At 52.9% G+C, this 22,392-nt stretch carries 21 protein-coding genes; 15 read left to right on the top strand and 6 right to left on the bottom strand.

Annotated features, from left to right (window positions below; genetic code table 11):
- Positions 1-102: 102 nt before the first annotated feature.
- Together CWI71_RS00620 and CWI71_RS00615 are read left to right on the top strand one after the other, a co-directional pair.
- Positions 103-1,626, top strand: coding sequence for a bifunctional GNAT family N-acetyltransferase/carbon-nitrogen hydrolase family protein (locus CWI71_RS00620; RefSeq protein WP_126753310.1), 1,524 nt, complete (start codon positions 103-105; stop codon positions 1,624-1,626).
- A gap of 98 nt (positions 1,627-1,724) precedes the next feature.
- Entirely contained in the window at positions 1,725-3,374 is a 1,650-nt protein-coding gene (locus tag CWI71_RS00615; RefSeq protein ID WP_241967569.1) for a fatty acid--CoA ligase, read from the top strand.
- Here the strand turns inward: CWI71_RS00615 and CWI71_RS00610 are convergent.
- From CWI71_RS00610 to CWI71_RS00595, 4 genes are all read right to left on the bottom strand, one after another.
- The gene (locus CWI71_RS00610; protein ID WP_126753308.1) at positions 3,371-4,288 is read right to left on the bottom strand and encodes a histone deacetylase family protein; all 918 of its coding nucleotides are present in this window, start codon (positions 4,286-4,288) and stop codon (positions 3,371-3,373) included. The genes CWI71_RS00615 and CWI71_RS00610 overlap by 4 nt on opposite strands.
- A 1-nt stretch (position 4,289) precedes the next feature.
- Positions 4,290-6,119 carry a GNAT family N-acetyltransferase gene (locus tag CWI71_RS00605; protein WP_126753307.1) on the bottom strand — a complete coding sequence of 610 codons (1,830 nt, stop codon included), beginning with the start codon at positions 6,117-6,119 and terminating at the stop codon, positions 4,290-4,292.
- A gap of 25 nt (positions 6,120-6,144) precedes the next feature.
- Positions 6,145-7,434, bottom strand: coding sequence for a M20 family metallopeptidase (locus CWI71_RS00600; RefSeq protein WP_241967575.1), 1,290 nt, complete (start codon positions 7,432-7,434; stop codon positions 6,145-6,147).
- 63 nt (positions 7,435-7,497) lie between these two features.
- Positions 7,498-8,139 carry a TIGR01621 family pseudouridine synthase gene (locus CWI71_RS00595; protein ID WP_126753305.1) on the bottom strand — a complete coding sequence of 214 codons (642 nt, stop codon included), beginning with the start codon at positions 8,137-8,139 and terminating at the stop codon, positions 7,498-7,500.
- A 120-nt stretch (positions 8,140-8,259) separates the two neighbouring features.
- Between CWI71_RS00595 and trmH the strand changes: the two genes are divergently transcribed.
- From trmH to hemB, 12 genes are read left to right on the top strand one after another with little or no spacing between them, the layout of a single operon-like run.
- Positions 8,260-8,940: a tRNA (guanosine(18)-2'-O)-methyltransferase TrmH gene (trmH, locus tag CWI71_RS00590; RefSeq protein ID WP_126753304.1), complete on the top strand. Its 681-nt coding sequence runs from the start codon at positions 8,260-8,262 to the stop codon at positions 8,938-8,940.
- Between the two features lies 1 nt (position 8,941).
- The gene (gene recG / locus CWI71_RS00585; RefSeq protein ID WP_126753303.1) at positions 8,942-11,023 is read left to right on the top strand and encodes an ATP-dependent DNA helicase RecG; all 2,082 of its coding nucleotides are present in this window, start codon (positions 8,942-8,944) and stop codon (positions 11,021-11,023) included.
- Between the two features lie 42 nt (positions 11,024-11,065).
- Positions 11,066-11,821 (top strand): bifunctional demethylmenaquinone methyltransferase/2-methoxy-6-polyprenyl-1,4-benzoquinol methylase UbiE, encoded by a 756-nt coding sequence (ubiE, locus tag CWI71_RS00580; protein WP_126753505.1) that lies wholly within the window; start codon positions 11,066-11,068, stop codon positions 11,819-11,821.
- A complete protein-coding gene (locus CWI71_RS00575; protein ID WP_241967574.1) occupies positions 11,821-12,423 on the top strand; it encodes a ubiquinone biosynthesis accessory factor UbiJ in 603 nt (200 codons plus the stop codon). Before ubiE ends, CWI71_RS00575 begins: the two co-directional genes overlap by 1 nt.
- A gap of 2 nt (positions 12,424-12,425) precedes the next feature.
- Entirely contained in the window at positions 12,426-14,072 is a 1,647-nt protein-coding gene (ubiB, locus tag CWI71_RS00570) for a ubiquinone biosynthesis regulatory protein kinase UbiB (protein WP_126753301.1), read from the top strand.
- A gap of 7 nt (positions 14,073-14,079) precedes the next feature.
- Positions 14,080-14,280 carry a Sec-independent protein translocase subunit TatA gene (gene tatA, locus CWI71_RS00565; RefSeq protein ID WP_126753300.1) on the top strand — a complete coding sequence of 67 codons (201 nt, stop codon included), beginning with the start codon at positions 14,080-14,082 and terminating at the stop codon, positions 14,278-14,280.
- Positions 14,281-14,285: 5 nt separating this feature from the next.
- Positions 14,286-14,669 (top strand): Sec-independent protein translocase protein TatB, encoded by a 384-nt coding sequence (gene tatB, locus CWI71_RS00560; protein ID WP_126753299.1) that lies wholly within the window; start codon positions 14,286-14,288, stop codon positions 14,667-14,669.
- Positions 14,663-15,403, top strand: coding sequence for a twin-arginine translocase subunit TatC (gene tatC, locus CWI71_RS00555; RefSeq protein WP_338050036.1), 741 nt, complete (start codon positions 14,663-14,665; stop codon positions 15,401-15,403). Before tatB ends, tatC begins: the two co-directional genes overlap by 7 nt.
- 26 nt (positions 15,404-15,429) lie before the next feature.
- The gene (locus CWI71_RS00550; RefSeq protein ID WP_126753297.1) at positions 15,430-15,930 is read left to right on the top strand and encodes a type VI secretion system-associated protein TagO; all 501 of its coding nucleotides are present in this window, start codon (positions 15,430-15,432) and stop codon (positions 15,928-15,930) included.
- A 4-nt stretch (positions 15,931-15,934) separates the two neighbouring features.
- Positions 15,935-16,723, top strand: a complete 789-nt coding sequence (locus tag CWI71_RS00545; RefSeq protein ID WP_126753296.1) for a TatD family hydrolase — start codon at positions 15,935-15,937, stop codon at positions 16,721-16,723.
- A gap of 14 nt (positions 16,724-16,737) precedes the next feature.
- Positions 16,738-18,525, top strand: coding sequence for a sensor domain-containing diguanylate cyclase (locus tag CWI71_RS00540; RefSeq protein ID WP_126753295.1), 1,788 nt, complete (start codon positions 16,738-16,740; stop codon positions 18,523-18,525).
- Positions 18,526-19,533 carry a porphobilinogen synthase gene (gene hemB, locus CWI71_RS00535; RefSeq protein WP_126753294.1) on the top strand — a complete coding sequence of 336 codons (1,008 nt, stop codon included), beginning with the start codon at positions 18,526-18,528 and terminating at the stop codon, positions 19,531-19,533.
- Position 19,534: 1 nt separating this feature from the next.
- Here hemB and CWI71_RS00530 read toward each other — a convergent pair whose 3' ends face one another.
- Both CWI71_RS00530 and rhlB read right to left on the bottom strand, forming a co-directional pair.
- A complete protein-coding gene (locus CWI71_RS00530; protein WP_126753293.1) occupies positions 19,535-20,473 on the bottom strand; it encodes a Ppx/GppA phosphatase family protein in 939 nt (312 codons plus the stop codon).
- Positions 20,473-21,768 (bottom strand): ATP-dependent RNA helicase RhlB, encoded by a 1,296-nt coding sequence (rhlB, locus tag CWI71_RS00525; RefSeq protein WP_126753292.1) that lies wholly within the window; start codon positions 21,766-21,768, stop codon positions 20,473-20,475. The genes CWI71_RS00530 and rhlB overlap by 1 nt, the downstream gene beginning before the upstream one ends.
- 88 nt (positions 21,769-21,856) lie before the next feature.
- On the opposite strand from rhlB, the gene trxA reads away from it, so the two are divergent.
- Complete coding sequence (gene trxA, locus CWI71_RS00520; RefSeq protein ID WP_126753291.1) at positions 21,857-22,183, top strand: thioredoxin TrxA; 327 nt, start codon at positions 21,857-21,859, stop codon at positions 22,181-22,183.
- The last annotated feature ends 209 nt before the right edge of the window (positions 22,184-22,392 follow it).

Genomic DNA, 22,392 nt, shown 5'->3' with positions numbered 1-22,392 from the left:
TAAGCTTTGGGCGCAATAGTCAAGAATCGATTAGCGGTTGCCAATTACCGCCACTTCGTCATACTTAGTTGTATGTTGTACTAAGGAATTCAAAGGATGTCTATGAGCCCAGATGAACTGCATTTGCAAATGCGCAATTTGCGTAAAGACGATTACCTGCAACTCAAAGAGTTAATGGATAAGGTGTATCCGGATATTGGCGGAGCCTGGGGCGAGCACACCATTTTAAAATTGGTGAAAGAGTTTCCTGAGGGCCAGATCTGCCTGGAAGACAATGGCCAGCTGGTCGGCGTGGCGCTTACCGTGCGCGTAAAATACGCCCGTTTCAGTAACCCGCACACGTATGAAGACCTGATGGATGCGCGTGAGAATATTCTTAACGATCGCAAAGGCGACGCGCTGTACGGCCTCGACGTACTGATCCACCCTGATTACCGCGGCTTCCGCTTAGGACGTCGCTTGTATGACGCCCGCAAAGAGCTCTGCCGGCAGCTGAATCTGAAAGCGATTTTAGCGGGCGGACGTATTGTGAACTTTCACAAGTATGCTGAGCAACTGACGCCTGGTCAGTACATTGAAGGGGTTCATCGCCGTGAAATTTATGATCCTATTCTGACGTTCCAGTTGGCCAATGACTTTACCGTGAAGCGCCTGCTGGGCCGCTATTTACCGGAAGACAAACGCTCAGTGGGCTTTGCCACGCTGCTTGAGTGGAATAACTTTTTGTATGAGCCCTCGGACAATATTCTTGGCAGTCGCATTCGTAATGTTCGGGTCGGCGCGGTGCAGTGGCAGATGCGAGAAATTGACTCGGTGGAAGAAATGCTCAAGCAAGTGGAGTATTTTATCGATGCAATTTCCAGTTATCAGAGTGACTTCGCCGTTTTACCAGAATTTTTTAATGCGCCGCTGATGGGCTTAACTGACCAGAGTCAGCAAAAAGATGCGATACGTTTTCTGGCCGGTTACACCGAACGCTTCAAGCGGGAAATGTCACAAATGGCAGTCAGCTATAACGTCAACATTATTACCGGCTCGATGCCGCTGAATGAAGATGACGTTATTTACAACGTTTCTTATCTGTGTCGACGCGACGGTACCGTTGAAGAGCAGCGCAAAATACATGCCACCCCGCACGAAACTCGTGACTGGGTGATTGAAGGCGGTAACCACGTGCAGGTATTTGATACTGATGCCGGCAAGATTGGCATTCTTATCTGTTACGACGTGGAATTCCCCGAGCTGGGCCGGCTGATGGCAGCCGAAGGTCTGGAAATTTTATTCGTACCTTTCTGGACCGATACCCGCAACGCGTACTTGCGGGTACGCCATTGCGCGCAGGCCCGGGCGATTGAGAACGAATGTTATGTGGTGACCTGTGGTAGCGTCGGTAACCTGCCTCAGGTGGAGAGCCTTGATGTGCAGTACGCGCAGTCAGCGGTGTTCTCACCGTCCGACTTTGCATTCCCCTACGATGCGATACTGGCCGAAACGACGCCCAATACTGAGCAGCTGATTTTCTCTGATCTGAATCTGGATGAGCTAAGGTATTTACATCACGAAGGGTCGGTGACGAATTTGAAAGATCGGCGCACCGACATCTACGAAGTCACCCGAAAATGGTAGGAAAAGACAAGAGCGTTATTGGTTATTGGATACCGGATATTTCAAACCAGTAACCACTATCCAGTAACGAGTAACGCAGTTGTTTTTAAGGAGAGATTATGGCGGTTAAACTGATTCCACCGGCGGACGAAGCTTACAATTATCCGCTACTCATCAAACAGCTGTTACTGTCCGCCGAGCGCTATGCCGGTGATAATGAAATTGTCGGCGGTAACAATGGCCAGCGTTTTAGCTATAGCGAGTTTATTGAGCGCGTGCATCGGCTGGCGAATGTGCTGACCGAGGCGGGCGTGAAAGAAGGCGACACGGTTGCCGTATTAGACTGGGATACGCCGCGTTATCTGGAATGTTTTTTTGCCGTGCCGATGATTGGTGCGGTGCTGCACACGGTGAATGTGCGTCTGGCTCCTGAGCAGGTGGTGTACACCATGAACCATGCCGCAGATGATCTGGTGCTGGTGCATGATGACTTCCTGCCGCTTATCGCCAAGGTCAAAGATCAGCTGGACACGGTTAAGGGCTATATTCAGTTGACCGATGCGGCGCAAACGCCGGAACCGCCGCTGGAGGTGATCGGCGAGTACGAGAGCTTGCTTGCTGGCGCACTTACTGAATTCGATTTTCCCGATTTCGACGAAAACGCGATTGCCACGACTTTCTATACCACGGGCACCACAGGTAATCCCAAGGGCGTGTTTTTCTCTCATCGTCAGCTAGTGTTGCATACGCTGGCGCTGGCGGCGACGACCAGCATGAATGACAACATGCAACTGTTACAGGCCTCAAGCGTCTACATGCCGATTACGCCAATGTTCCATGTGCATGCCTGGGGCGTGCCTTATGTCGCGACCATGATGGGTTTGAAGCAGGTGTATCCGGGTCGCTATGAACCAGCTACCCTGCTGAAGCTGTTTGTTACCGAAAAAGTGACTTTTTCGCACTGCGTACCGACGATTTTGCAGATGGTATTGAGCAGTGAGAAAGCCAAAGCCATCGACTTTAGTGGCTGGCAGGTGTTAATTGGCGGTAGCGCATTGACCGAAGGTCTGGCCCAGGCAGCGCTGGAGCGCGGTATTGATATTTATACCGGTTATGGCATGTCAGAGACCTGTCCGCTGCTCAGCACCACCTGGTTACCGCTTGATGCGGATCAACTGAGTCAGGCTGAGCAGGTACGGCTGCGGGTGAAAACCGGTAAGCCGGTGCCGCTGGTCAATATGCGCATTATTGATGAGAAAGGTCGTTTCTTACCGCATGACGGTACGGCGATGGGCGAGGTTGTCGTACGCACGCCATGGCTGACGCAGGGCTATTTGCACGAGCCGGAAAAAAGTGAAGAGCTGTGGGCGAATGGCTGGATGCACACCGGTGACGTCGGCAGTATTGATAGTGGTTATACCTTGCAGATCCGTGACCGTATTAAGGACGTCATTAAAACTGGGGGCGAATGGGTTTCATCGCTTGATATTGAAAACCTGATTAGCCAGCACCCGGACATTGAGCTGTCGGCGGTTGTCGGGCTACCTGACGAGGAATGGGGCGAGCGTCCGCATGCGGTCGTGACGGTGCGTCCCGGCGCGCAAGTGGACCGTGACGCAGTGGTCAGCTTTATGCAAAAATTTGTCGACGAGGGCGCCATTGAAAAATGGGCTATTCCGGACACCGTCAAAGTGGTCGATGAGATACCGCGGACCAGTGTTGGTAAAGTCGATAAGAAACTGATCCGCAGTCAGCTGCAAGACGGTTAAATTAAACCTTTAATAAATGCGACCACGCTCCGGCCCAGGGAGCTGTGGTCGTAACCGCCTTCGAGCATGGCCACCACCCGGCCATGACAGTGCTTATCGGCAAGCTCGCTTAACCGCTGCGCAATCCAGCGGTAGTCATCTTCACGCAAATGAAAGTTAGCCATATCATCTTCGGCATGGCCGTCAAATCCAGCTGAGACCAGCACGAGTTGCGGTTTAAACTTCTCAAGAGCCGGTAGCCAGTGTTGCTCGACTTCTGCGCGCCAGGAGTTCCCGTCAGTGCCTGCCGGCATTGGGCTGTTGATTATGTGCGGCCTTTGCGTATCGGCACCCGTGTCAGGGTAAAAAGGATGTTGGAACGACGAGCAAAGCAAGACGCGCTCATCGTCCAGAAAAATTGCCTCAGTGCCGTTGCCGTGATGTACATCAAAATCAATAATCGCCACACGTTCAAGCGCGTAGTCTTGCATCGCATGCCTGGCGGCGACAGCAATATTATTGAAAATACAAAAGCCCATCGCAGTGTCGTAAGTGGCATGATGGCCCGGTGGACGAACCACACAAAAAGCGCGCTGATTGTCACCCTGCATTACTTCATCGACAGCATTGATACCACAGCCGGCGGCATATAAAGCAGCGTCTAAAGAGCCGGGAGTCATCAGGGTATCAGGATCAAGCCAGATATGGCCTTCTTGTGGTGCTTTGGCAAAAATAGCGTCGACGTAGGCGGGGTCATGCGCGCGGTATAATTGTGCTTTTGTTGCCGGCGTCCCGTCCTTTTGCGTAATTGCCAGCTCCAGGCCGGAGCGGATGATCTGATCATTTATAGCGCTCAGCCGCGCCGGCTCTTCCGGGTGGAACTCGTTGACCTGATGCTGCATACATTGCGGGTGGCTAAAAACGGTAACAGACATATTACGACTCTTGTTGTAGGGGAAGGGTCAGGTGTACTTCGCCGGGCTCGTCACTGGCGCCGCGGCGAAAGCCCGCGCGCTCGAAGACCGCCAGCATTTTACTGTTCTCTGCGCGAACATAGGCAACCATATGGTGCAGTCCGCGTTGCCGGGCGATACGGATCATCTCGTCAAGTAGCCGGCTTGCCATTCCTTTGCCCTGGAATTTCTCCCGCGTCACGAAAGCGACTTCAGCGCTATTGTCGGCGGCAATGTAGTAATAGCGACCGACGGCTTGTATTTCTGCCGCCGAGCCCTTCTGTCTGACGATACAGAGCGCCAGGTCGACCGACTGATCGACGCTGACCAGGGTGCAGGACTTCTCTCTGCTCATCTGAGTGGGTACCGTGTTGTAGCGCATTTGCAGCGTTTCTTTGGTGTGCGAATAGAAAAACTCCTGCAGACGCCGCTCATCACTTGGGTTCAGTGGCCGTAGATCAAAATAGTCGCCATCGATACACAGCTCTTTAAAGCCAACGTCACCAAGCTCAGGTACTTCCACTGATTTCAATGTCTGATAATTGGGCACGTAATAATACTTGCGCACCTCTTCGAGTAACTGCTGGCGAAACTTCGGATGGGCAACCCGGATAAGCTCCAGCGCCCGTTCGCGAATACTCTTGCCGCGCAAGGAAGCAACGCCGAATTCAGTCACTACGTAATAAACATGGGCGCGCGAGGTTGCAACACCGACGCCCTCGGTCAGGTGCGGAACAATTCGCGAAATAGTGCCGTTTTGTGCGGTGGAGGGGAGCGCGATAACAGGCTTACCGCCCTTGCTCATTGACGCCCCGCGGCTAAAGTCGACATGGCCGCCGATACCGCTGTAAAAGTGATGGCCAATAGAGTCGGAAACAACCTGACCGGTTAAATCAACTTCAATGGCGCTGTTGATCGAGATCATATTGTCGTTGCGGGCAATATTTGCTGGTGAATTCACATACTCACTCGGATAAAAGCCGATGTGCGGGTTGCCGTCGACAAAGTCATACAAAGCTTTGCTGCCAATGCAAAAGCTGGTCACCGATTTATGCTGATGATAGGTTTTCTTACGGTTATTAATCACTCCGCTTTGCATCAGTTCCATAATGCCGTCGGTGATCATTTCGCTGTGTACGCCGAGATCTTTATGGTTACCCAGGTAGCGCAGCACCGCGTCACAGATGTTGCCAAAGCCAATCTGAATGGTGGCACCGTCTTCAACCAGTAAGGATACGTACTGCCCGATGCGCTCGGTCACTGCGTCAAGTTCGGTCGCGGCTATTTCCGGTAGCTCTGCCTCAGCCTCGAAAAATGCGTCAATCTGACCTTTGTGGATAAAGGCCTGACCAAAGGTAACGGGCATTTTCGGATTGACCTGCGCAATTACTTTTTTAGCTGAGCGCAACGCCGCCGAGACAATATCGACGGAAACCCCTAGGGAGTGATAGCCGTATTTATCCGCAGGGCTAACCATAATTAACGCGGCGTCGAGCGGTAGAATCCCTTCCTGAAATAACGATGGGATGTCCGACATAAAGCAAGGCGTGTAGTCCGCACGCCCCTCGGCGACCGCCCGACGAACCTGAGGGCCACCAATAAACAGTGTATTGACCTTAAACAGCTGACTGTACTTAGGCTCAGCCCACTGATTATCACCCAGTGCGTAAACCTGCACGATCTCGACATCATGCAGGTGTTGACTGTGTTGAATCAGGTCATCCAGCAAGGCGTGAGGCACGGCAGCGTGAGAGCCGATAAAAATGCGACTCCCCGACTTTATCAGCTGATGCCAGGGCAGCGAATTGCTCATTTAACCTCCCGCACGCATTGGCCTGTTATTGCTCGGCGTAGTCGATGACCCAGTTTACGTAGAGCTCGGTGCCTACTTTCAGCGCGTCTTCATCGGCATAGAAGTAAGGGGAATGATTACTTGGCGCCGTTGCCGGGTCCTGGCCTTCCGGGGTTACCCCGAGAAATACAAAAAGTCCCGGTACTTCCAGCGCATAAAAAGAAAAGTCTTCAGCTCCGGTGACCAATGAGTTAATTTTGACGTTCTCACTACCTGCGACGCTTTTCATGGTCGGCAACATTTGTTCGGTAAGCTTGGGGTCATTTATGGTGACCGGATAGCCTTCGTCAATATGCACGTGTGCTTCGGCACCAGAGCTCTGCGCGGTATGCTCAGCAGTGATTTTCAACTGCTCGAAGATCTGCGCGCGGTTGTCCATGTCAAAGTTGCGAATTGTGCCTTCCAGGTAAACTTCATCCGGAATAATGTTGTTACGCACCCCGCCCTCAACAATACCGAAGCTCACCACGGCTGGCGCTTTGGTAATATCGATCTGACGGCTGATGATAGTTTGCGTGGAATTAATGATTTGCGCTGCGGCAACAATAGGGTCGACCCCGCCCCATGGGCGCGAGCCATGAGTCTGAACGCCTTTTACGTTAATCTCGAAACGATCCGACGAAGCCATCAGCGGACCGGCGCGATAACCGATTTGACCAGTATTACCTGCGGACCAGACATGAATACCGAATACCGCGTCCGGTGTGAGATCAGCAAATAACCCTTGCTCGAGCATCAGTTCTGCACCACCTTCTTCACCCTTTGGCGCGCCTTCTTCAGCGGGTTGGAAAATAAACATCACAGTGCCTGCAAGTTCGTCTCGCATAGCCGCAAGTTGCTCAGCGGCGCCCATTAACATTGCCACATGCATGTCGTGACCACAGGCGTGCATCACGCCAACTTCTTCGCCGCGATACTCAGTAGTTACTGTCGATTTAAATGGCACATCGGTTTTCTCGGTGACCGGCAATGCATCCATGTCAGCACGCAGCGCCACCACGGGGCCAGGTTTACCGCCTTTTAGAATGCCTACTACGCCGGTGTGGGCGATATCTGTCTGGACCTCAAGACCAAGCTCACGCAAATGTTCCGCCACCACGCGGGCGGTGCGAAATTCGCGGTTGCTTAATTCCGGATGCTGATGAATATCACGGCGCCAGTCGATAATTTTTGCTTCAAGTTCAGCAGAAATTCGCACCGGCTCGCCGGCGATGGCGGTGCTTGTCACGACGCCAAAGGTTGCACAGCAGGCAAGCGCGAGAACAGAGGTCTTCAACATGTCAAATCACCTTATTGGGTTATGCGGGATGCAGGAGATTTGAGTATGCCTTGTTGTGTTTTAGTTTGCCAATGCTGCTTTGGTCGCAGCATGGTTGAAAAGCGGGTAGTCCGGGAGCGGCGCGCTGATTTGAAAGGTCTCACCAGCATAAGTAAAAGCCAGCTGCCAGGCGTGTAAGTGCAAATTCGGATGGGCCTCACCGCCATAGCGGCTATCGCCGACAATGGGCACCCCAAGACTTTTCAGTGCCACCCGCAACTGATGGGTGCGGCCGGTATGCGGCTGCAACTGATACAAGCGATAACCGGTGGCAATGGCGGTGCTGGTAAAATAGGTACGGGCCGGATTGTTTTTGCTGTGCAATAAACGCCAGTTGCCGCGCCGGACTTTGTCCATGTCGCCCACCACCCAACCCTGCTTCTTTTTCGGCTTTCCGGCAGCAAGCGCCAGGTAGCTTTTGCGCATTGCCCGCTCGGCAAACAGTTGACTCAAAGCAGCGGCAGCTTGCGCATTACGGGCTACCAGCAACACGCCGGAGGTAGGAGTATCGAGGCGGTGCACCGGCCACAGTGTTTCGTCGAGTTGCGCGGCGAGCTGATGGATTACGCTGGGCTCGTGTTCATTGGCATGCATGGGGGCCCCGGCAGGTTTATTGAGGGCATAAAAATCAGCATGTTGAAAGACTAGGGTTAACTCACGCATACCGTTATACTCTTAAAAAAACAAAGGCGTTATTGGATATTGGTTATTGGTTATTGGTTATTGGTTGGGTGTTCACTATCTAATATCCAGTAACTAATAACGCTGTTGCTTGGATTTATTATGTCACCGGAACGATTTGCCCGAATAAATGAACTACTCGATCGGCGTCAGCCCGATCTTACGCTGTGCCTCGAAAGTGTCCATAAGAATCATAACTTATCGGCATTAATTCGCACTGCTGACGCTGTGGGACTGCACGAAGTGCATGCCATCTGGTTCGATCGCAAAGGGCGGGTGAAAGGTGGCACGGCGATGGGCTCGCAGCAATGGGTCAGGGTCAATCATCATGATAGTACTGAGGCTGCGGTAGCACAGTTAAAAGCTGAAAATAAGCAGGTGCTGGTAACGAACCTATCGGCGCAGGCAGTGGACTTTCGCTCCATTGATTACACCCGGCCAACGGCGATTATTTTTGGTCAGGAAAAGCATGGTGTTTCGGAACAGGCGCTGCAGCTGGCTGATCAGCATGTGGTAATTCCGATGGTGGGCATGGCGCAGTCGCTGAATGTGTCGGTGGCGGCGGCAGCGATTCTGTATGAAGCGCAGCGACAACGTGAAAACGCGGGTATGTACCAGTCACCACAACTGTCAGCAGAAGAACGGCACCGGGTTTTGTTTGAAGGCGGGCACCCGATATTTGCCAAAATCTGCCGGCGCAAGAAACTCCCTTATCCGGTACTCGATGCGCAAGGACAGATCGTTGCTGATGCGTCCTGGTGGCAGGCGGTAAGGTCGGCTTAGCATGGCGCAGTCAGGGTTACATCGCATTCCGGTTACGGTGCTGAAAGGTGTCGGGCCTAAACTGCAAGAGAGGCTGGCAAAGCTTGGTCTCGTTACCCTGCAGGATGTCTTGCTGCACCTGCCACTGCGCTACGAGGATCGTTCACGGATTTATCCCGTTGCAGCGCTGCAGCCGGGCACCACCGCCACGGTGATTGCCCGCGTAGCCAAAGCCGATGTGGTCTATGGCCGGCGACGGATGTTGAAAGTAAAGGTGCAGGACGCCAGCGGCGGCCTCAACCTGGTGTTCTTCCAGTTTAGCGCAGCGCAACTCAAGCAGTTTGCCCAGGGTACGCAACTGCAGCTGTTTGGTGAGGTGCGTCGTGGGCCGCAAGGGCCGGATATGATCCATCCGGAATACAAAATCATTGAGGGCGTGACACCACAGTTAGCTGAAACCTCGTTAACGCCCGTTTACCCGACTACCGAAGGGGTGCAGCAGGCTACGCTACGGAAGCTAAGTGAGCAAGCACTTACCTACCTGAATGAAGGTGCTTTACCTGAGCTTTTTCCGCCACAGTTACAGCCTGAGGGAATGGCCTTAACGGCTGCGCTGCACCTACTGCATCGTCCGCCGCTCGATGTAAGCCAGGCGCAGTTGCTTGAAGGTAATCATCCGGCCCAATTACGGCTGGCAATGGAAGAGCTGGTCGCCCATCAGCTGAGTTTATTGAAGCTGCGGGCGATCAAGCAGGAGCATCAGGCCCGTGCCTTGCCCGCCCATTCACAGTTGCAGGATGCCTTTCTGGCAGCGCTACCTTTTCAGCCGACGGCAGCGCAGCAGCGCGTGGTTGCAGAAATTCAGCATGACCTGGCGCAGCCAGTGCCGATGATGCGTCTGGTGCAGGGCGATGTGGGTTCAGGAAAAACGCTGGTGGCAGCGCTGGCCGCCCTTACGGCCCTCGGGCAGGGTTATCAGGTGGCGCTGATGGCGCCGACCGAAATTCTTGCTGAACAACACGCGCTGACGTTCAAGCAATGGTTTGCTGGCCTGGGAATTGAAGTTGGCTGGCTGGCCGGCAAGCAGAGCGCGAAGCAACGTAAAGAAGTCTTAGCCGGTTTGGAATCTGGCGCGATACAAATGTTAGTGGGCACCCACGCGCTGTTTCAGGCTGACGTGAAGTATCACAATCTGGCCCTGGTTATTATTGACGAGCAGCACCGCTTTGGCGTGCACCAGCGGCTGGAGCTACGCGAAAAAGGTGTCCGGCAGGGCTATCAGCCGCATCAGCTGATCATGACCGCGACGCCGATTCCCCGTACCCTGGCAATGACCGCCTATGCCGATCTGGCCACCTCAATAATTGACGAATTACCGCCCGGGCGTACGCCGGTCACAACGGTCGCCATTCCGGATACGCGTCGCGATCAGGTGATCGCCCGGGTTCATGAAGTCTGCACGCAGGAGCAGCGGCAGGCCTACTGGGTGTGCACTTTAATCGAGGAGTCTGAAGCCTTGCAGTGCCAGGCGGCGGAGGATAGCGCGAATCAACTGGCCGCAGCATTACCCGATCTGCGCATTGGCCTGGTGCATGGGCGCTTAAAAAGTGCCGAGAAAGAGGCGGTCATGCAGGCGTTTAAGGCCCATGAGCTTGATCTTTTGGTGGCCACTACCGTTATAGAAGTAGGCGTAGATGTGCCCAATGCCAGTCTGATGATTATTGAAAATCCTGAACGACTGGGGCTGGCGCAGTTGCACCAGTTGCGCGGTCGGGTGGGGCGCGGTGCGGTGGCCAGCCATTGCGTGTTGCTCTACCACGCACCGCTGTCAAAAACTGCAACACAGCGCCTGGCCGTGCTACGTGACAGCAATGACGGCTTCGTTATCGCCCAGCGCGATCTCGAACTGCGTGGTCCGGGCGAGCTGTTGGGCCAGCGACAGACCGGACTGACCGAAATGAAGGTTGCTGATGTGGTCAAGCATGCAGAGCTGCTGGAAGGGGCACAGATGCTTGCGCATGAACTATGGCAGAACTATGGTGAAACGTCAGAAGCATTGATCCAACGCTGGTTGCCGCGTCGAGACCACTACGCCCAGGCATGAATTCGTAGTACACTAGGTGTCCATTTGAAAAAAGGCAGCATGATGAAAGATCCGAAATCTGAAACCATTGATTTTGGCTACAAGCAGGTCGCAAAAAACGACAAGCAGGGCTTGGTAGCGAATGTTTTTAATTCAGTGGCAAAAAAATACGACATCATGAACGACGTTATGTCGTTAGGCATTCACCGTTTGTGGAAACGCTATACCATTGATTGCAGTGGTGTTCGCAAAGGTATGAAAGTACTTGATATTGCCGGCGGCACCGGTGATTTAACTGCGCAGTTTTCACGTCGTGTGGGCCCGACCGGTGAAGTAGTGCTGGCTGATATTAACCAGGCGATGCTGGATGTCGGTCGGGACAAGCTGCGTAACATGGGGCTGGTGGATAATATTGATTATGTGCAGGCCAACGCTGAAGAACTGCCTTTTGCTGATGACAGCTTCGATATCATCACCATAGCGTTTGGTTTGCGTAACGTCACCGACAAGCAAAAAGCACTGGAGTCGATGTTCCGCGTGCTCAAGCCGGGCGGTCGCCTGCTGGTGCTGGAATTTTCCAAGCCGGTGCCACCCATGCTGTCGCAGATGTATGATTTTTACTCTTTCAACGTATTGCCGAAAATGGGACAAGTGATTGCCGGCGACGCTGAGAGCTATCAGTATCTGGCCGAGTCAATTCGCATGCACCCGGACCAGGACACGCTGAAAGATATGATGGAGCAGGCCGGCTACGAACAGGTGACCTACACCAACCTTACCGGTGGCATTGTCGCCCTGCACCGGGGGTTCAAGTTTTGATGTTATGGACGGTGCTTCCCAGCCAGCTACTTGAGTTTGCCGCGCAGCAGCTATTTGCGATGGACCCGGCCAGCGCTGAACGATTGCAGAAGCTGACCGGTAAGCGCGTACGTGTAACCTTGCGTGAGCTCGGTAAACCGCTGACCGTTACGGTCACTGACACCTCATTGCAGTTCAGCTGGGTCGATGACGACGCAGTTGACTGTCATATCAGCACTGAGCTGGCGGTGTTACCTGAATTGCGCGACAGCGCCAACATCACCCGCTTGATCAAAGCCGATAAGCTGGATATTGAAGGTGACCCTTTGCTCGCACAACAGCTGAGCAAGTTGGTGACTGCACTCGATATTGACTGGCCTGAGCAACTTTCCCAGCGCATCGGTGATGTGCCGGCGCAGCTATTGGTGACCGCTTTTCAGCGCAGCCGTAAGCGCTTTGGCAGCTGGCAGCAGGACAATCAACAATGGCTGCGCGATGCCTTAGTGGAAGAGAAAAAAATCTTACCAGCGCGTCCTCAGTTTACCCAGTTTCAGCAGGACATTCAGGCGTTGCGCGCCCGTATTGATAAACTTGAGCGGCAATTACGCAAACCAAGAGACTGAGCATGCGAATTAAGCGACTGTATCAAATCACGCGAACGTTTTTGCACTACGGACTGAATGAACTGATTCCGGCCAAGTGGATGCCCTGGTCGGTGCGCTTTGCCCGTTGCACGTTGTTCTGGATCAGGAACAAACATACAGATTTGCCCCCTGGCGTTCGCTTGCGCCTGGCTCTGGAAAGCTTAGGCCCGGTCTGGATTAAATTTGGCCAGATGCTGTCGACCCGGCGCGACCTGTTGCCACCTGATATTGCGCTAGAGCTGGCGAAACTGCAGGACAAAGTAAAACCTTTTTCCGGTGAGCGCGCACAGCAACTGATAGAAGCCTCGCTGGGGCTGACGTCCATACATGACGCATTTGACGAGTTTTCAGTGACGCCGTTGGCCTCTGCTTCCATTGCTCAGGTGCATACGGCGCGCCTGAAGAGCGACGATAACGACGGTGCTGATGTGGTCATTAAGGTCATTCGGCCAGACATCCGCAAAGCGATTGACGCTGATCTGCGTTTGATGGAGACGCTGGCGGCGGTGCTCGCCAAGCATCTGCCCGACGGTCGTCGGCTCAAACCACGCGAAGTAGTCAGAGAATACCAGAAGACCTTGCTCGACGAGCTTGATTTGGCGCGCGAGGCGGCCAATGCGATTCAGTTGCGGCGCAACTTTGAAGACTCGCCGTTACTGTATATCCCTGAAGTGTATAGCGACTATAGCCGCCACAATGTCATGGTGATGGAGCGCATTGATGGTATTCCGGTGAGCGACATTGACACCCTGATGGCTATGGGCGTTGATATGAAAAAGCTCGCCGAACGAGGTGTTGAGGTGTTCTTCACCCAGGTGTTCCGCGATAGCTTCTTTCACGCCGATATGCACCCGGGTAATATTTTTGTGTCACGGAAGAATCCCAAAGAGCCGCAATACCTGGGCATCGACTTTGGCATTGTCGGCACGCTGAATCGTGAAGATAAGCGTTATCTGGCGGAAAACTTCCTGGCGTTTTTTAATCGTGACTACCGCAAAGTAGCAGAGTTGCATGTCGACTCGGGCTGGGTGCCGGCACATATTAACGTCGAAGACTTTGAATCGGCAATACGTACCGTTTGCGAGCCTATTTTTAATAAGCCGTTGGCCGATATTTCGTTTGGCCATGTGCTGGTGAACCTGTTTAATACCGCGCGGCGTTTTGAAATGGAAGTGCAGCCACAACTGGTATTATTGCAAAAAACATTGCTGTACGTGGAAGGCCTCGGCCGCACGCTGTATCCGCAACTCGACTTGTGGCAGACGGCGAAACCATTTTTAGAGCGCTGGATGAAAGAGCAGCTGGGGTGGCGGGCAGTGGTTCGCTCGGTAAGAGAGCAGGCCCCTTATTGGGCCGAGAAGATGCCCGAAATGCCAAGCCTGCTTTACGACTACCTGCAAACCCACAAACATCAGGTGACACGCCAGGAGTTGGCAGCGCAGGCGATGCTGCAGGTGCAAAGCACCCTGGCATGGCGGCTCTGGTGGGGGCTGGCAAGTGCCGGCGGTCTGATCTCGACCACGTTGCTGTGGGTCACCGATCAAAACCACTGGCTGACACTGACTGGTGCGATCGTCACCGTGACGAGTATAATGATGAGCTGGCGCAAACCAGCGCAGACGAGGTGAGGAAGTTATGGGAATTAGTATCTGGCAATTATTGATTGTACTTGTCATTATCGTTTTATTGTTCGGTACCAAGCGCTTGCGTTCAATGGGCAGCGACCTGGGGTCGGCAGTGAAGGGCTTTAAAAAGTCAGTAAGTGACGATGAAAGTACTACATCGCAGGAACAAAAAAAGGTCGATAGCAAGTCCGATAACGACAAGGACGCGTAAGCGCAATGTTTGATATTGGCTTCTGGGAGCTGCTGATAGTGGCTCTGATCGGTCTGTTAGTGTTGGGACCTGAGCGCTTACCCGGCGCGCTGCGGGCGTTGCAGCGTGGACTGCAAAAAGCCAAGTCGTTTGGTACTTCAGTGCAGGCCGAACTGAACCATGAATTACGCATCAAGGAACTGCATGAACACTTGCGTAAGGCGGAACAGTTAGAAGCAGATAAGCTCTCCCCTGAACTGCAGCGCTCAATGGCTGAGTTACGCCAGGCAGCCGCCGCGGTTCAACGGCCTTATGCGAAAAAACCGGCCGCGGAAAGTGATGAAAAAACACAGGATAATTCCACTTCGTCCGATGAACGCAAGTCCGAGCCACCGAACTCTTCATCATGAGTCAGTCGCCCTTACTTGATCATTTGCTGGAACTACGGCGTCGCGTGCTTCGCGGCGTACTGGTGGTGCTGGCGATTTTTTCCGTGGCCGCGTTCTTTGCCGACGATCTTTATCAGTTGCTGGCGGCACCCATGCTGGCAAGTTTACCGCAGGGCAGCACACTGATAGCGACTGATGTCGCTACGCCGTTCTTTACGCCGTTCAAATTGGCACTGGTCGTCTCCATTGCATTAGCGATTCCGGTATTGCTATGGCAAGTGTGGGCCTTTATCGCACCAGGTCTTTATAAGCGTGAAAAGCGCCTGGTAGTGCCACTCATGATTTCCAGCACCTTACTGTTTTATGTGGGCGTGGCGTTTGCCTACTGGGTCGTGTTGCCACTCGCGCTTAACTTTTTAGCTAACGCAGCGCCCGAAGGTGTGACTGTCGCCACCGATATCGCCCGCTATCTGGACTTTGTACTGGCCATTTTCATGGCCTTTGGCATCGCTTTCGAAACGCCGGTAGCGATTATTTTACTGTGCTGGACAGGGGTGACCAGCGTCAAGTCCTTGCGTGCGAAGCGCCCCTATGTCATTGTCGTGGCTTTCATTGTCGGAATGGTATTAACACCGCCGGATATTATTTCGCAAACGTTGTTAGCGATACCCATGTGGCTGCTATTTGAACTTGGCTTAGTGATTGCTGGTCTATACCAACGGACACCGCGTTCAGCTGAGCCGGAACGAGACTGAATTATCTAGAAGTAGGAAGCAAAAAAATGCTGAAATTGTTAGGTTTGGGGAGTGTTGTCAGTTGTGTAACCGTGGCGCTTCTTTGGACTCCAAACGCTAGTGCACAAGCGCCCGCCGCAGATCAGTTAAAAGCATGTGCGAGTATTGAAAATCCATTGCAGCGGTTGGTTTGTTATGACAAGTTAGCAGCCGGCCAGAGCGTTGAGGCACCAGCGGCCCAGCGTAGCAATACACAACCAGCCGCGGTAAGTGAGCGGCCGCAGCGAAACCCCGAAGATCAGTTTGGTCTGCCCGAGACCAATGATGCTGACGACACTATTTACGTGTCGTTGCAAAAAGTTGAAAAAGACCCTTACGGCAAGTGGATTATCTATCTGACCAATGGCCAGGTCTGGAAGCAAACCGATTCACAAACTTATCAGTTGCCCCTTGATGCCGACTATCACATTGAACGTGGCGTCCTGAATGGCTTTTTCTTAGGCCGCGAGGGCCTGAATAAGCGTATTAAAGTGCGCCGTATCAAATAATCTTATGACACTGTCCCCACAGTGGTTTGACGCGGGTGTAAATCTTACTCACCCGCGTTTATACGATGACGTCGAGGCGGTGCTGCAGCGCGCTGCGGATGCTGGCGTTACCGGGCAACTGGTTATTGCCACGAACCTGAGCGAAGCCCGCACTGCCTGTGAGCTGGCGGAACGCTATCCTCAGCTCATGGTCACCGCGGGAGTTCACCCTCACGATGCCAGCGCAGCGCCGGCAGATTTACAGCAACAACTGATTGAAATCGCGCAGCACCCGGCGGTGGTCGCAATCGGCGAGTGCGGCCTCGATTTTAACCGTGACTTTTCACCGCGCGATGTTCAGCTGAAGATATTTGAGCAGCAATTGGAGGTCGCCGCGGAATTAGATCTACCCGTTTATTTGCACGAGCGCGACGCTTTTACTCAACAAAAAGAATTGTTACAAAAATATTCAGAAAAAATTCAAAGAAAATTAGCTCATTGTTTCACAAGCGGTTGCGCCGAGGTGAAAGAGTATCTAAAGTTAGGATGTTATATCGGAATTACCGGCTGGGTCTGCGATGAGCGACGTGGGGAAGCTCTGCGCAAAGCGGTGCCGGAGATTCCACTTGAGCGCCTAATTCTGGAAACAGATGCACCTTTTCTGGTGCCGCGCACATTACGTCCCCGCCCGAGTGTGAATGAGCCTTGCTGGCTCCCCGAGATTGCCCGTGTTGTCGCTGATTTGCGCGGTATTTCCAGCGCCGAACTCGCGACAGCCACACGGCGTAACAGTTATTCGTTTTTTGGACGCTAAGGAAGACAAAGCAAGTGAAGCGATGGTCGATCTTAATCTCGATTCTGCTGGCAGCAGTGTTGGCCTATGGAACGCCTGTACACGCGCAGGAAGATATGCCGCCTGTCTATTACCACGTGGACGAGTCGGGCTCTGCTTCGATCGAAAGCCTCATCGATAAGCCGCCCAGCTACTGGCAAGTGGTTCCCGGTGACGGCGCGTCCTTTGGCTATACCTCGGCCGTTTATTGGTTTTATTTTGAATTGAAAGCCAGTGATCATGACCGTCAACTGCGTGTCGGTTATCCCCTGCTCGACAAAATCGACGCGTATTTTGTGCAAAATGGTGAGGTAATTGATCGCATTCGGACCGGCGATAGCTATGAATTTTCACAGCGCGAAGTACACAGCCGTAACTTTATTCTGCCGGTCGAATCCCATGCCGCTACCAGTGTTTATCTGCGTGTCGAAACTACCAGTTCCATGCGCGTTCCGCTTAGCATCTGGAAGCCCGCCGACCTGATCGCTGATGAACAGTTGTTAAATACCGCTACCGGCATGTATTTCGGACTGTTGCTGTGTATGGCAATTTATAACTTCTTCAGTTACGTGGTAACGCGCGATCGGCGCTTTGCTTATTACAGTGGCTATATCGTTGCTATCGGTTTGTTGCTGGCCGCCCTTGACGGCACTGGCTACCAGTACCTGTGGCCGTGGTTTGAGTGGCTGCAGTACAAGGCAATTCCTTTATTTGGCAGTATCGTTTTTATTCTTGCGAGTCTGGTTGCCAGCCAGATACTCCAGACTGAAACCCGCAGTCCGAAACTCCATCGGGGCTTGCAGGGGATTATGATCGCGGGCGGACTTTCATTTATCGCGTCGCTGGTACTGCCCTATGAAATGATGATTTCAGTGATTCTGGTAGTGGCAATTCTGGCCAGCAGCTTCCTTATCGTGACGGGCTTTACCTTGTGGCAACAAGGGCTTGCTTACGCGCGCATTTACACCCTGGCACTGAGTGTGCTGTTGCTGGCAATTATTATTAATGCGATTGGCTATCTTGGCTTTCTTGACTCGTTCTTTATCCAGCGTTACCTGATTATGATTGGCTCTGCCATTGAAATCATGCTACTTAGCCTGGTTCTGGCAATCCGGTTCAATGAAGATCGCAAAGAACGGCTTATGGTCGAACAACGCCTCAACTCCCGGCTTGAAGTCAAAGTGAAGCAACGTACCGCCGAACTTGAAGCGCTGATGCGTAAGCTCAAAGATATGAATCAGCGACTTGAGTTGAAAAGTAATGAAGATCGTCTGACCCGGCTTTACAATCGTGGCGTATTGGATGAAGATTTACCGCTCGAAGTGCGTCGTGCGCGCCGCACCGGTTATGACATTGCCGTGGTCATGATCGATATTGATCACTTTAAGAAAATTAATGACACCCTGGGCCACCAGGCCGGCGACGAAGTTCTGGTTGAGTTGGCGCGCCTGCTGAAAGTGAACTTCCGTAGGGCAGGTGATCGTATTTACCGTTATGGTGGTGAAGAGTTCGTAGTCCTGATGCCGGGCGCTCAGGAGCTTGGCTGCCATGATAAAGTACTTACCGTGACTGAAGTCATTCGTGCTCACTCTTTTAAAACTGAGCGCGGAGAGGTTAAACTGACGGTCAGCGTAGGCATGGCATTGCTCAACAGTCTGCCTGGTCACGCGTCAAGCAAGCAGTTGCTAGAGGCGGCGGACAATGCGCTGTATCAGGCTAAACACGCTGGCCGCAATCAAATCCGCATTGCCCGTTCATTAAAAGATGTGAGTGAAAAACCATAGATGTACAGCTCAAGTGAATTTCCTTTTCGCCGCATGCGTCGCTTGCGGCGACACGATTTCAGTCGCCGCTTAGTGGCCGAAAACAACCTCACCGCAGCAGACTTTATTTACCCGGTCTTCGTTATTCCCGGTGAGCAGCAACGTGAGAAAGTGGCCTCAATGCCGGGCGTCGAGCGCCTGTCCATCGACTTACTGGTAGATGAGTGTAAGCACATTTTTCAGCTTGGTATTCCTGCCGTGGCACTGTTCCCCGTAACCCCTGCGGCAGATAAGTCACTGACAGCCGAAGCGGCGTGGGACGAGCAAGGCCTGGCACAGCGTGCCGTGTGCGCAATTAAAGCAGCAGTGCCTGAGTTAGGCGTAATTACTGATGTTGCGCTCGATCCTTTTACCACACATGGACAGGACGGTATTATTGATGAGCACGGTTATGTGCAAAACGATATTACGACCGAAGCGCTCGTACGCCAGGCCCTGTCGCACGCCGCTGCCGGCGCCGATGTGGTTGCCCCATCAGATATGATGGATGGCCGTATTGGTGCGATTCGTGCGGCGTTAGAAGAAAATGGCTACATTAACGTGCAGATCATGGCCTATTCGGCGAAGTACGCCTCAGCTTTTTACGGACCTTTCCGTGACGCTGTCGGCTCTGCTGGAAACCTGAAAGGCGGCAATAAGAAAACCTATCAGATGGACCCTGCGAACAGCGATGAAGCGCTGCATGAAGTGGCGCTCGACATCGATGAAGGCGCTGATATGGTGATGGTCAAACCGGGAATGCCTTATCTTGATATCGTGCGGCGGGTGAAAGATACGTTCAAGGTACCAACCTTTGCGTATCAGGTCAGTGGTGAGTATGCCATGCTACAAGCTGCAGTTGCCAACGGCTGGTTAACCGAAGAGGCGATCTTTGAGGCGTTGCTAAGCTTCAAGCGTGCCGGGGCAGACGGTATTCTTACTTATTATGCGAAATTCGCCGCTGAGCGACTGCGCCAGAACCAGAGCTAAATCAGCGCGCTCCCGCGCGCTGCGCTAACATGGTGTGGACGAGGCCCTCGCGCAGGGCCCCTTTCGCTAAATCGATGCGCTCTATGCCAAGTTCTTCAACCACCGCTACAAGAATAGCTAAACCGCCGCAAAAAACCGCGATGCGATCGTCTCTTATGCCTAAGTTTTGCAGGCGGCTCACCTCGCCCTCGGCAATTGCCGCAGCAGCGGCATCGCGAATAAACTGCTGGTCCATTTGCCGCTGACCCGGCTGTTGCTGACACTGGTGCTGCAGCCGGTCCTGCAAGGCGCGGAAGGTACCTGAAGCGCCACATACCGTTTGCCAGCCGTGCGCCTTATAGGTTCTCGCCAGTGGTCGTATTAACGCACTCGCCGCGGCTGTCGCTTGCTGAAAACGCCCGGTATTAATGCGTCCATCTTTAAAAAAGCGGTTCTGCCAGACCACGCACCCCATGTCTAAACTTTTCAGCACATGCGGCTCGGTGCCGACACCGGCGATCACTTCAGTGCTGGCGCCGCCAATATCGAGCACCAGCATGGGCTGATCCGGCGCGTCGAGTTCCGCCGTTGCCCCCTGATAGATCAGGCTCGCCTCGGTGGTTCCGGAAATGACATCAATAGGGAAGCCCAGCGCTTTCTCAAAAGCCCTCAGAAGCTGCTTGCGGTTCTTTGCCAGGCGCAGGGTGGCGGTGGCGACACAGCGCACCTGTAACGGCTGATAGCGGGCAATGAGTTCGGCAAAGCTCTGTAAACAAGAAACGCCGCGTTTTATCGCGGCGTCCTCAACAGTATGATCGGCTTGCAGGCCGTCAGCTAAACGTACTTTTTGGCGTTGTCGGGTCAAAATTCGGTAACCGCGCGAGGTCGCTTTTGCAATCAGCATATGGAAGCTGTTGGAGCCTAAGTCAATGGCCGCGATTCGCACGTTACCGGAAGACATCAGTTCGAACGCTTCCCTGACGACTGTTTGCTGCCACCGCCGCGCTGATTGTTGCCACGGCGTTGCTGACCACCGCGTCGACCGCCACGGGTCCGTCTACGGCCGCTGGGGCGCGGACTACGAATATCAGTCAACAGCGCATCAGGATCGTACTTGGTCACCGGTATCGCGTGGCCAATATACTCTTCAATGGCTGGCAGATTGTAGACGTACTCTTCACAGGCTAGATTAATTGCTTTACCACTGGCGCCGGCACGACCAGTACGGCCAATACGATGTACGTAGTCCTCAAAGTCATCAGGCAGGTCAAAATTATAGACATGACTGACTTCCGGAATATGCAAACCACGCGCAGCCACGTCCGTTGCCACCAGAAAGTCCAGTGAACCTTCGGTAAATTGCTCCAGTATTTTCAGGCGCTTGCGTTGCGGCACATCGCCGGTCAGCAGGCCCACACGATGGCCATCCGCCTCGAGCCACTGATAGAGCTTTTCGCAGGTGTGTTTGGTGTTCGCAAAAATAATGGCTTTATCGGGCCAGTCTTCTTCAATCAGCGTCAGTAACAGCTTAATTTTGTCTTGCTTGGAAGGATAAAACAGCTCTTCGGTAATGCGGATACCGGTTTTTTGTGCGGGTTCTACTTCCACTTTTGTCGGCGAGTTCATATGCTCGTAGGCAAGTTCTTGTACCCGTTGCGACAAGGTGGCCGAGAACAGCATGCTCTGTCGTTCTTTGGCGCCTGGCATGCGGTTAAACATGTAGCGGATATCTTTAATGAATCCCAGATCGAACATCCGGTCGGCTTCGTCCAGCACGACTACGTCAATTTTATCGAGCTGGTAAATACCCTGCTTGAAGTAATCGATCAGACGCCCGGTGGTGCCGATCAAAATATCGACCCCTTCTTCAAGCTTCTGCCGTTGACTTTCGTAACCTTCGCCCCCATAGATTATACCGAGACGCATATCACAGTGATCAGCCAGCAGTTCAGCATCGTTTGCGATCTGAATGGCAAGTTCACGCGTAGGAGCCATGATAATAGCGCGCGGATAACGTTTTTCGCCCTCTCGCGGCTTGTTCAGCAAGGTTGTAAAGGTGGCAATCAGGAACGCCAGGGTTTTACCTGTTCCGGTTTGGGCCTGGCCTGCCACGTCTTGACCTTTCAGGGCAACAGGTAGGCTCAAAGCCTGAATGGGCGTGCAATATTCAAAGCCAGCCTTGTTCAAAGCAGTTAATACCTGCGGATGCAGGTCGAGATCGGCGAAGCGTGTCTCTGTAAGGTGTGTTTTACTCATAGCGTAAGCATACCAGTTTGCGCTAACATTCAAAAACAGAAATAATAGTGTTTTATTATTTCACGCGAATTCAGCAGCGGAGATTACCATGAGTGATAAAATTGTTCAGCTAAGTGATGATACTTTTGAGGCAGATGTACTCAATTCAGATAAGCCAGTACTTGTCGATTTTTGGGCCGAGTGGTGTGGACCATGCAAAATGATTGCCCCGATTCTTGACGACATTGCCAATGAGTACGGCGATCGCATCACTATTGGTAAACTGAACGTTGACCACAACAGCCAGACCCCACCGAAGTACGGCATTCGCGGCATCCCAACGTTATTGCTGTTCAAAAACGGTGAAGTTGCCGGAACCAAAGTAGGTGCGTTGTCAAAAGCTCAATTAGCCGAGTTTATTGAACAGAACCTGTAATGGTGAGTTGCGAAAAACGTTGCCAGACCGCAAGGTTTGGTGACGTTTTCGTGAACTTTAGCTTAAATATACGGCAAAAAACTGGACGAAGCGCCGTTTAGGTGTTACTTTTCAAACATATTTCTTCAGGTTGCCAGCCTTACGGCAGCCAGATAGCAAACCCCTAAAGCTATAAACTGAATCTAACCCTTTGTTTCTCAGGACACTAA

It is taken from the genome of Pseudidiomarina insulisalsae (assembly GCF_003987065.1).
Classification (GTDB): domain Bacteria; phylum Pseudomonadota; class Gammaproteobacteria; order Enterobacterales; family Alteromonadaceae; genus Pseudidiomarina; species Pseudidiomarina insulisalsae.
Note: the sequence above shows the minus strand (reverse complement) of the source record. Positions and strands in the feature narration are given on the sequence as shown.

Excerpts from the sequence above, each read along its gene's own strand:
- trmH (WP_126753304.1), top strand. The coding sequence starts at position 8,260 with ATGTCACCGGAACGATTTGCCCGAATAAATGAACTACTCGATCGGCGT.
- CWI71_RS00550 (WP_126753297.1), top strand. The coding sequence starts at position 15,430 with ATGCTGAAATTGTTAGGTTTGGGGAGTGTTGTCAGTTGTGTAACCGTG.
- CWI71_RS00545 (WP_126753296.1), top strand. The coding sequence starts at position 15,935 with ATGACACTGTCCCCACAGTGGTTTGACGCGGGTGTAAATCTTACTCAC.
- tatA (WP_126753300.1), top strand. The coding sequence starts at position 14,080 with ATGGGAATTAGTATCTGGCAATTATTGATTGTACTTGTCATTATCGTT.
- CWI71_RS00575 (WP_241967574.1), top strand. The coding sequence starts at position 11,821 with ATGTTATGGACGGTGCTTCCCAGCCAGCTACTTGAGTTTGCCGCGCAG.
- ubiE (WP_126753505.1), top strand. The coding sequence starts at position 11,066 with ATGAAAGATCCGAAATCTGAAACCATTGATTTTGGCTACAAGCAGGTC.
- recG (WP_126753303.1), top strand. The coding sequence starts at position 8,942 with ATGGCGCAGTCAGGGTTACATCGCATTCCGGTTACGGTGCTGAAAGGT.
- ubiB (WP_126753301.1), top strand. The coding sequence starts at position 12,426 with ATGCGAATTAAGCGACTGTATCAAATCACGCGAACGTTTTTGCACTAC.
- CWI71_RS00595 (WP_126753305.1), bottom strand. The coding sequence starts at position 8,139 with ATGCGTGAGTTAACCCTAGTCTTTCAACATGCTGATTTTTATGCCCTC.
- hemB (WP_126753294.1), top strand. The coding sequence starts at position 18,526 with ATGTACAGCTCAAGTGAATTTCCTTTTCGCCGCATGCGTCGCTTGCGG.
- CWI71_RS00620 (WP_126753310.1), top strand. The coding sequence starts at position 103 with ATGAGCCCAGATGAACTGCATTTGCAAATGCGCAATTTGCGTAAAGAC.
- CWI71_RS00530 (WP_126753293.1), bottom strand. The coding sequence starts at position 20,473 with ATGTCTTCCGGTAACGTGCGAATCGCGGCCATTGACTTAGGCTCCAAC.
- CWI71_RS00610 (WP_126753308.1), bottom strand. The coding sequence starts at position 4,288 with ATGTCTGTTACCGTTTTTAGCCACCCGCAATGTATGCAGCATCAGGTC.
- CWI71_RS00615 (WP_241967569.1), top strand. The coding sequence starts at position 1,725 with ATGGCGGTTAAACTGATTCCACCGGCGGACGAAGCTTACAATTATCCG.
- trxA (WP_126753291.1), top strand. The coding sequence starts at position 21,857 with ATGAGTGATAAAATTGTTCAGCTAAGTGATGATACTTTTGAGGCAGAT.
- tatB (WP_126753299.1), top strand. The coding sequence starts at position 14,286 with ATGTTTGATATTGGCTTCTGGGAGCTGCTGATAGTGGCTCTGATCGGT.
- CWI71_RS00605 (WP_126753307.1), bottom strand. The coding sequence starts at position 6,119 with ATGAGCAATTCGCTGCCCTGGCATCAGCTGATAAAGTCGGGGAGTCGC.
- rhlB (WP_126753292.1), bottom strand. The coding sequence starts at position 21,768 with ATGAGTAAAACACACCTTACAGAGACACGCTTCGCCGATCTCGACCTG.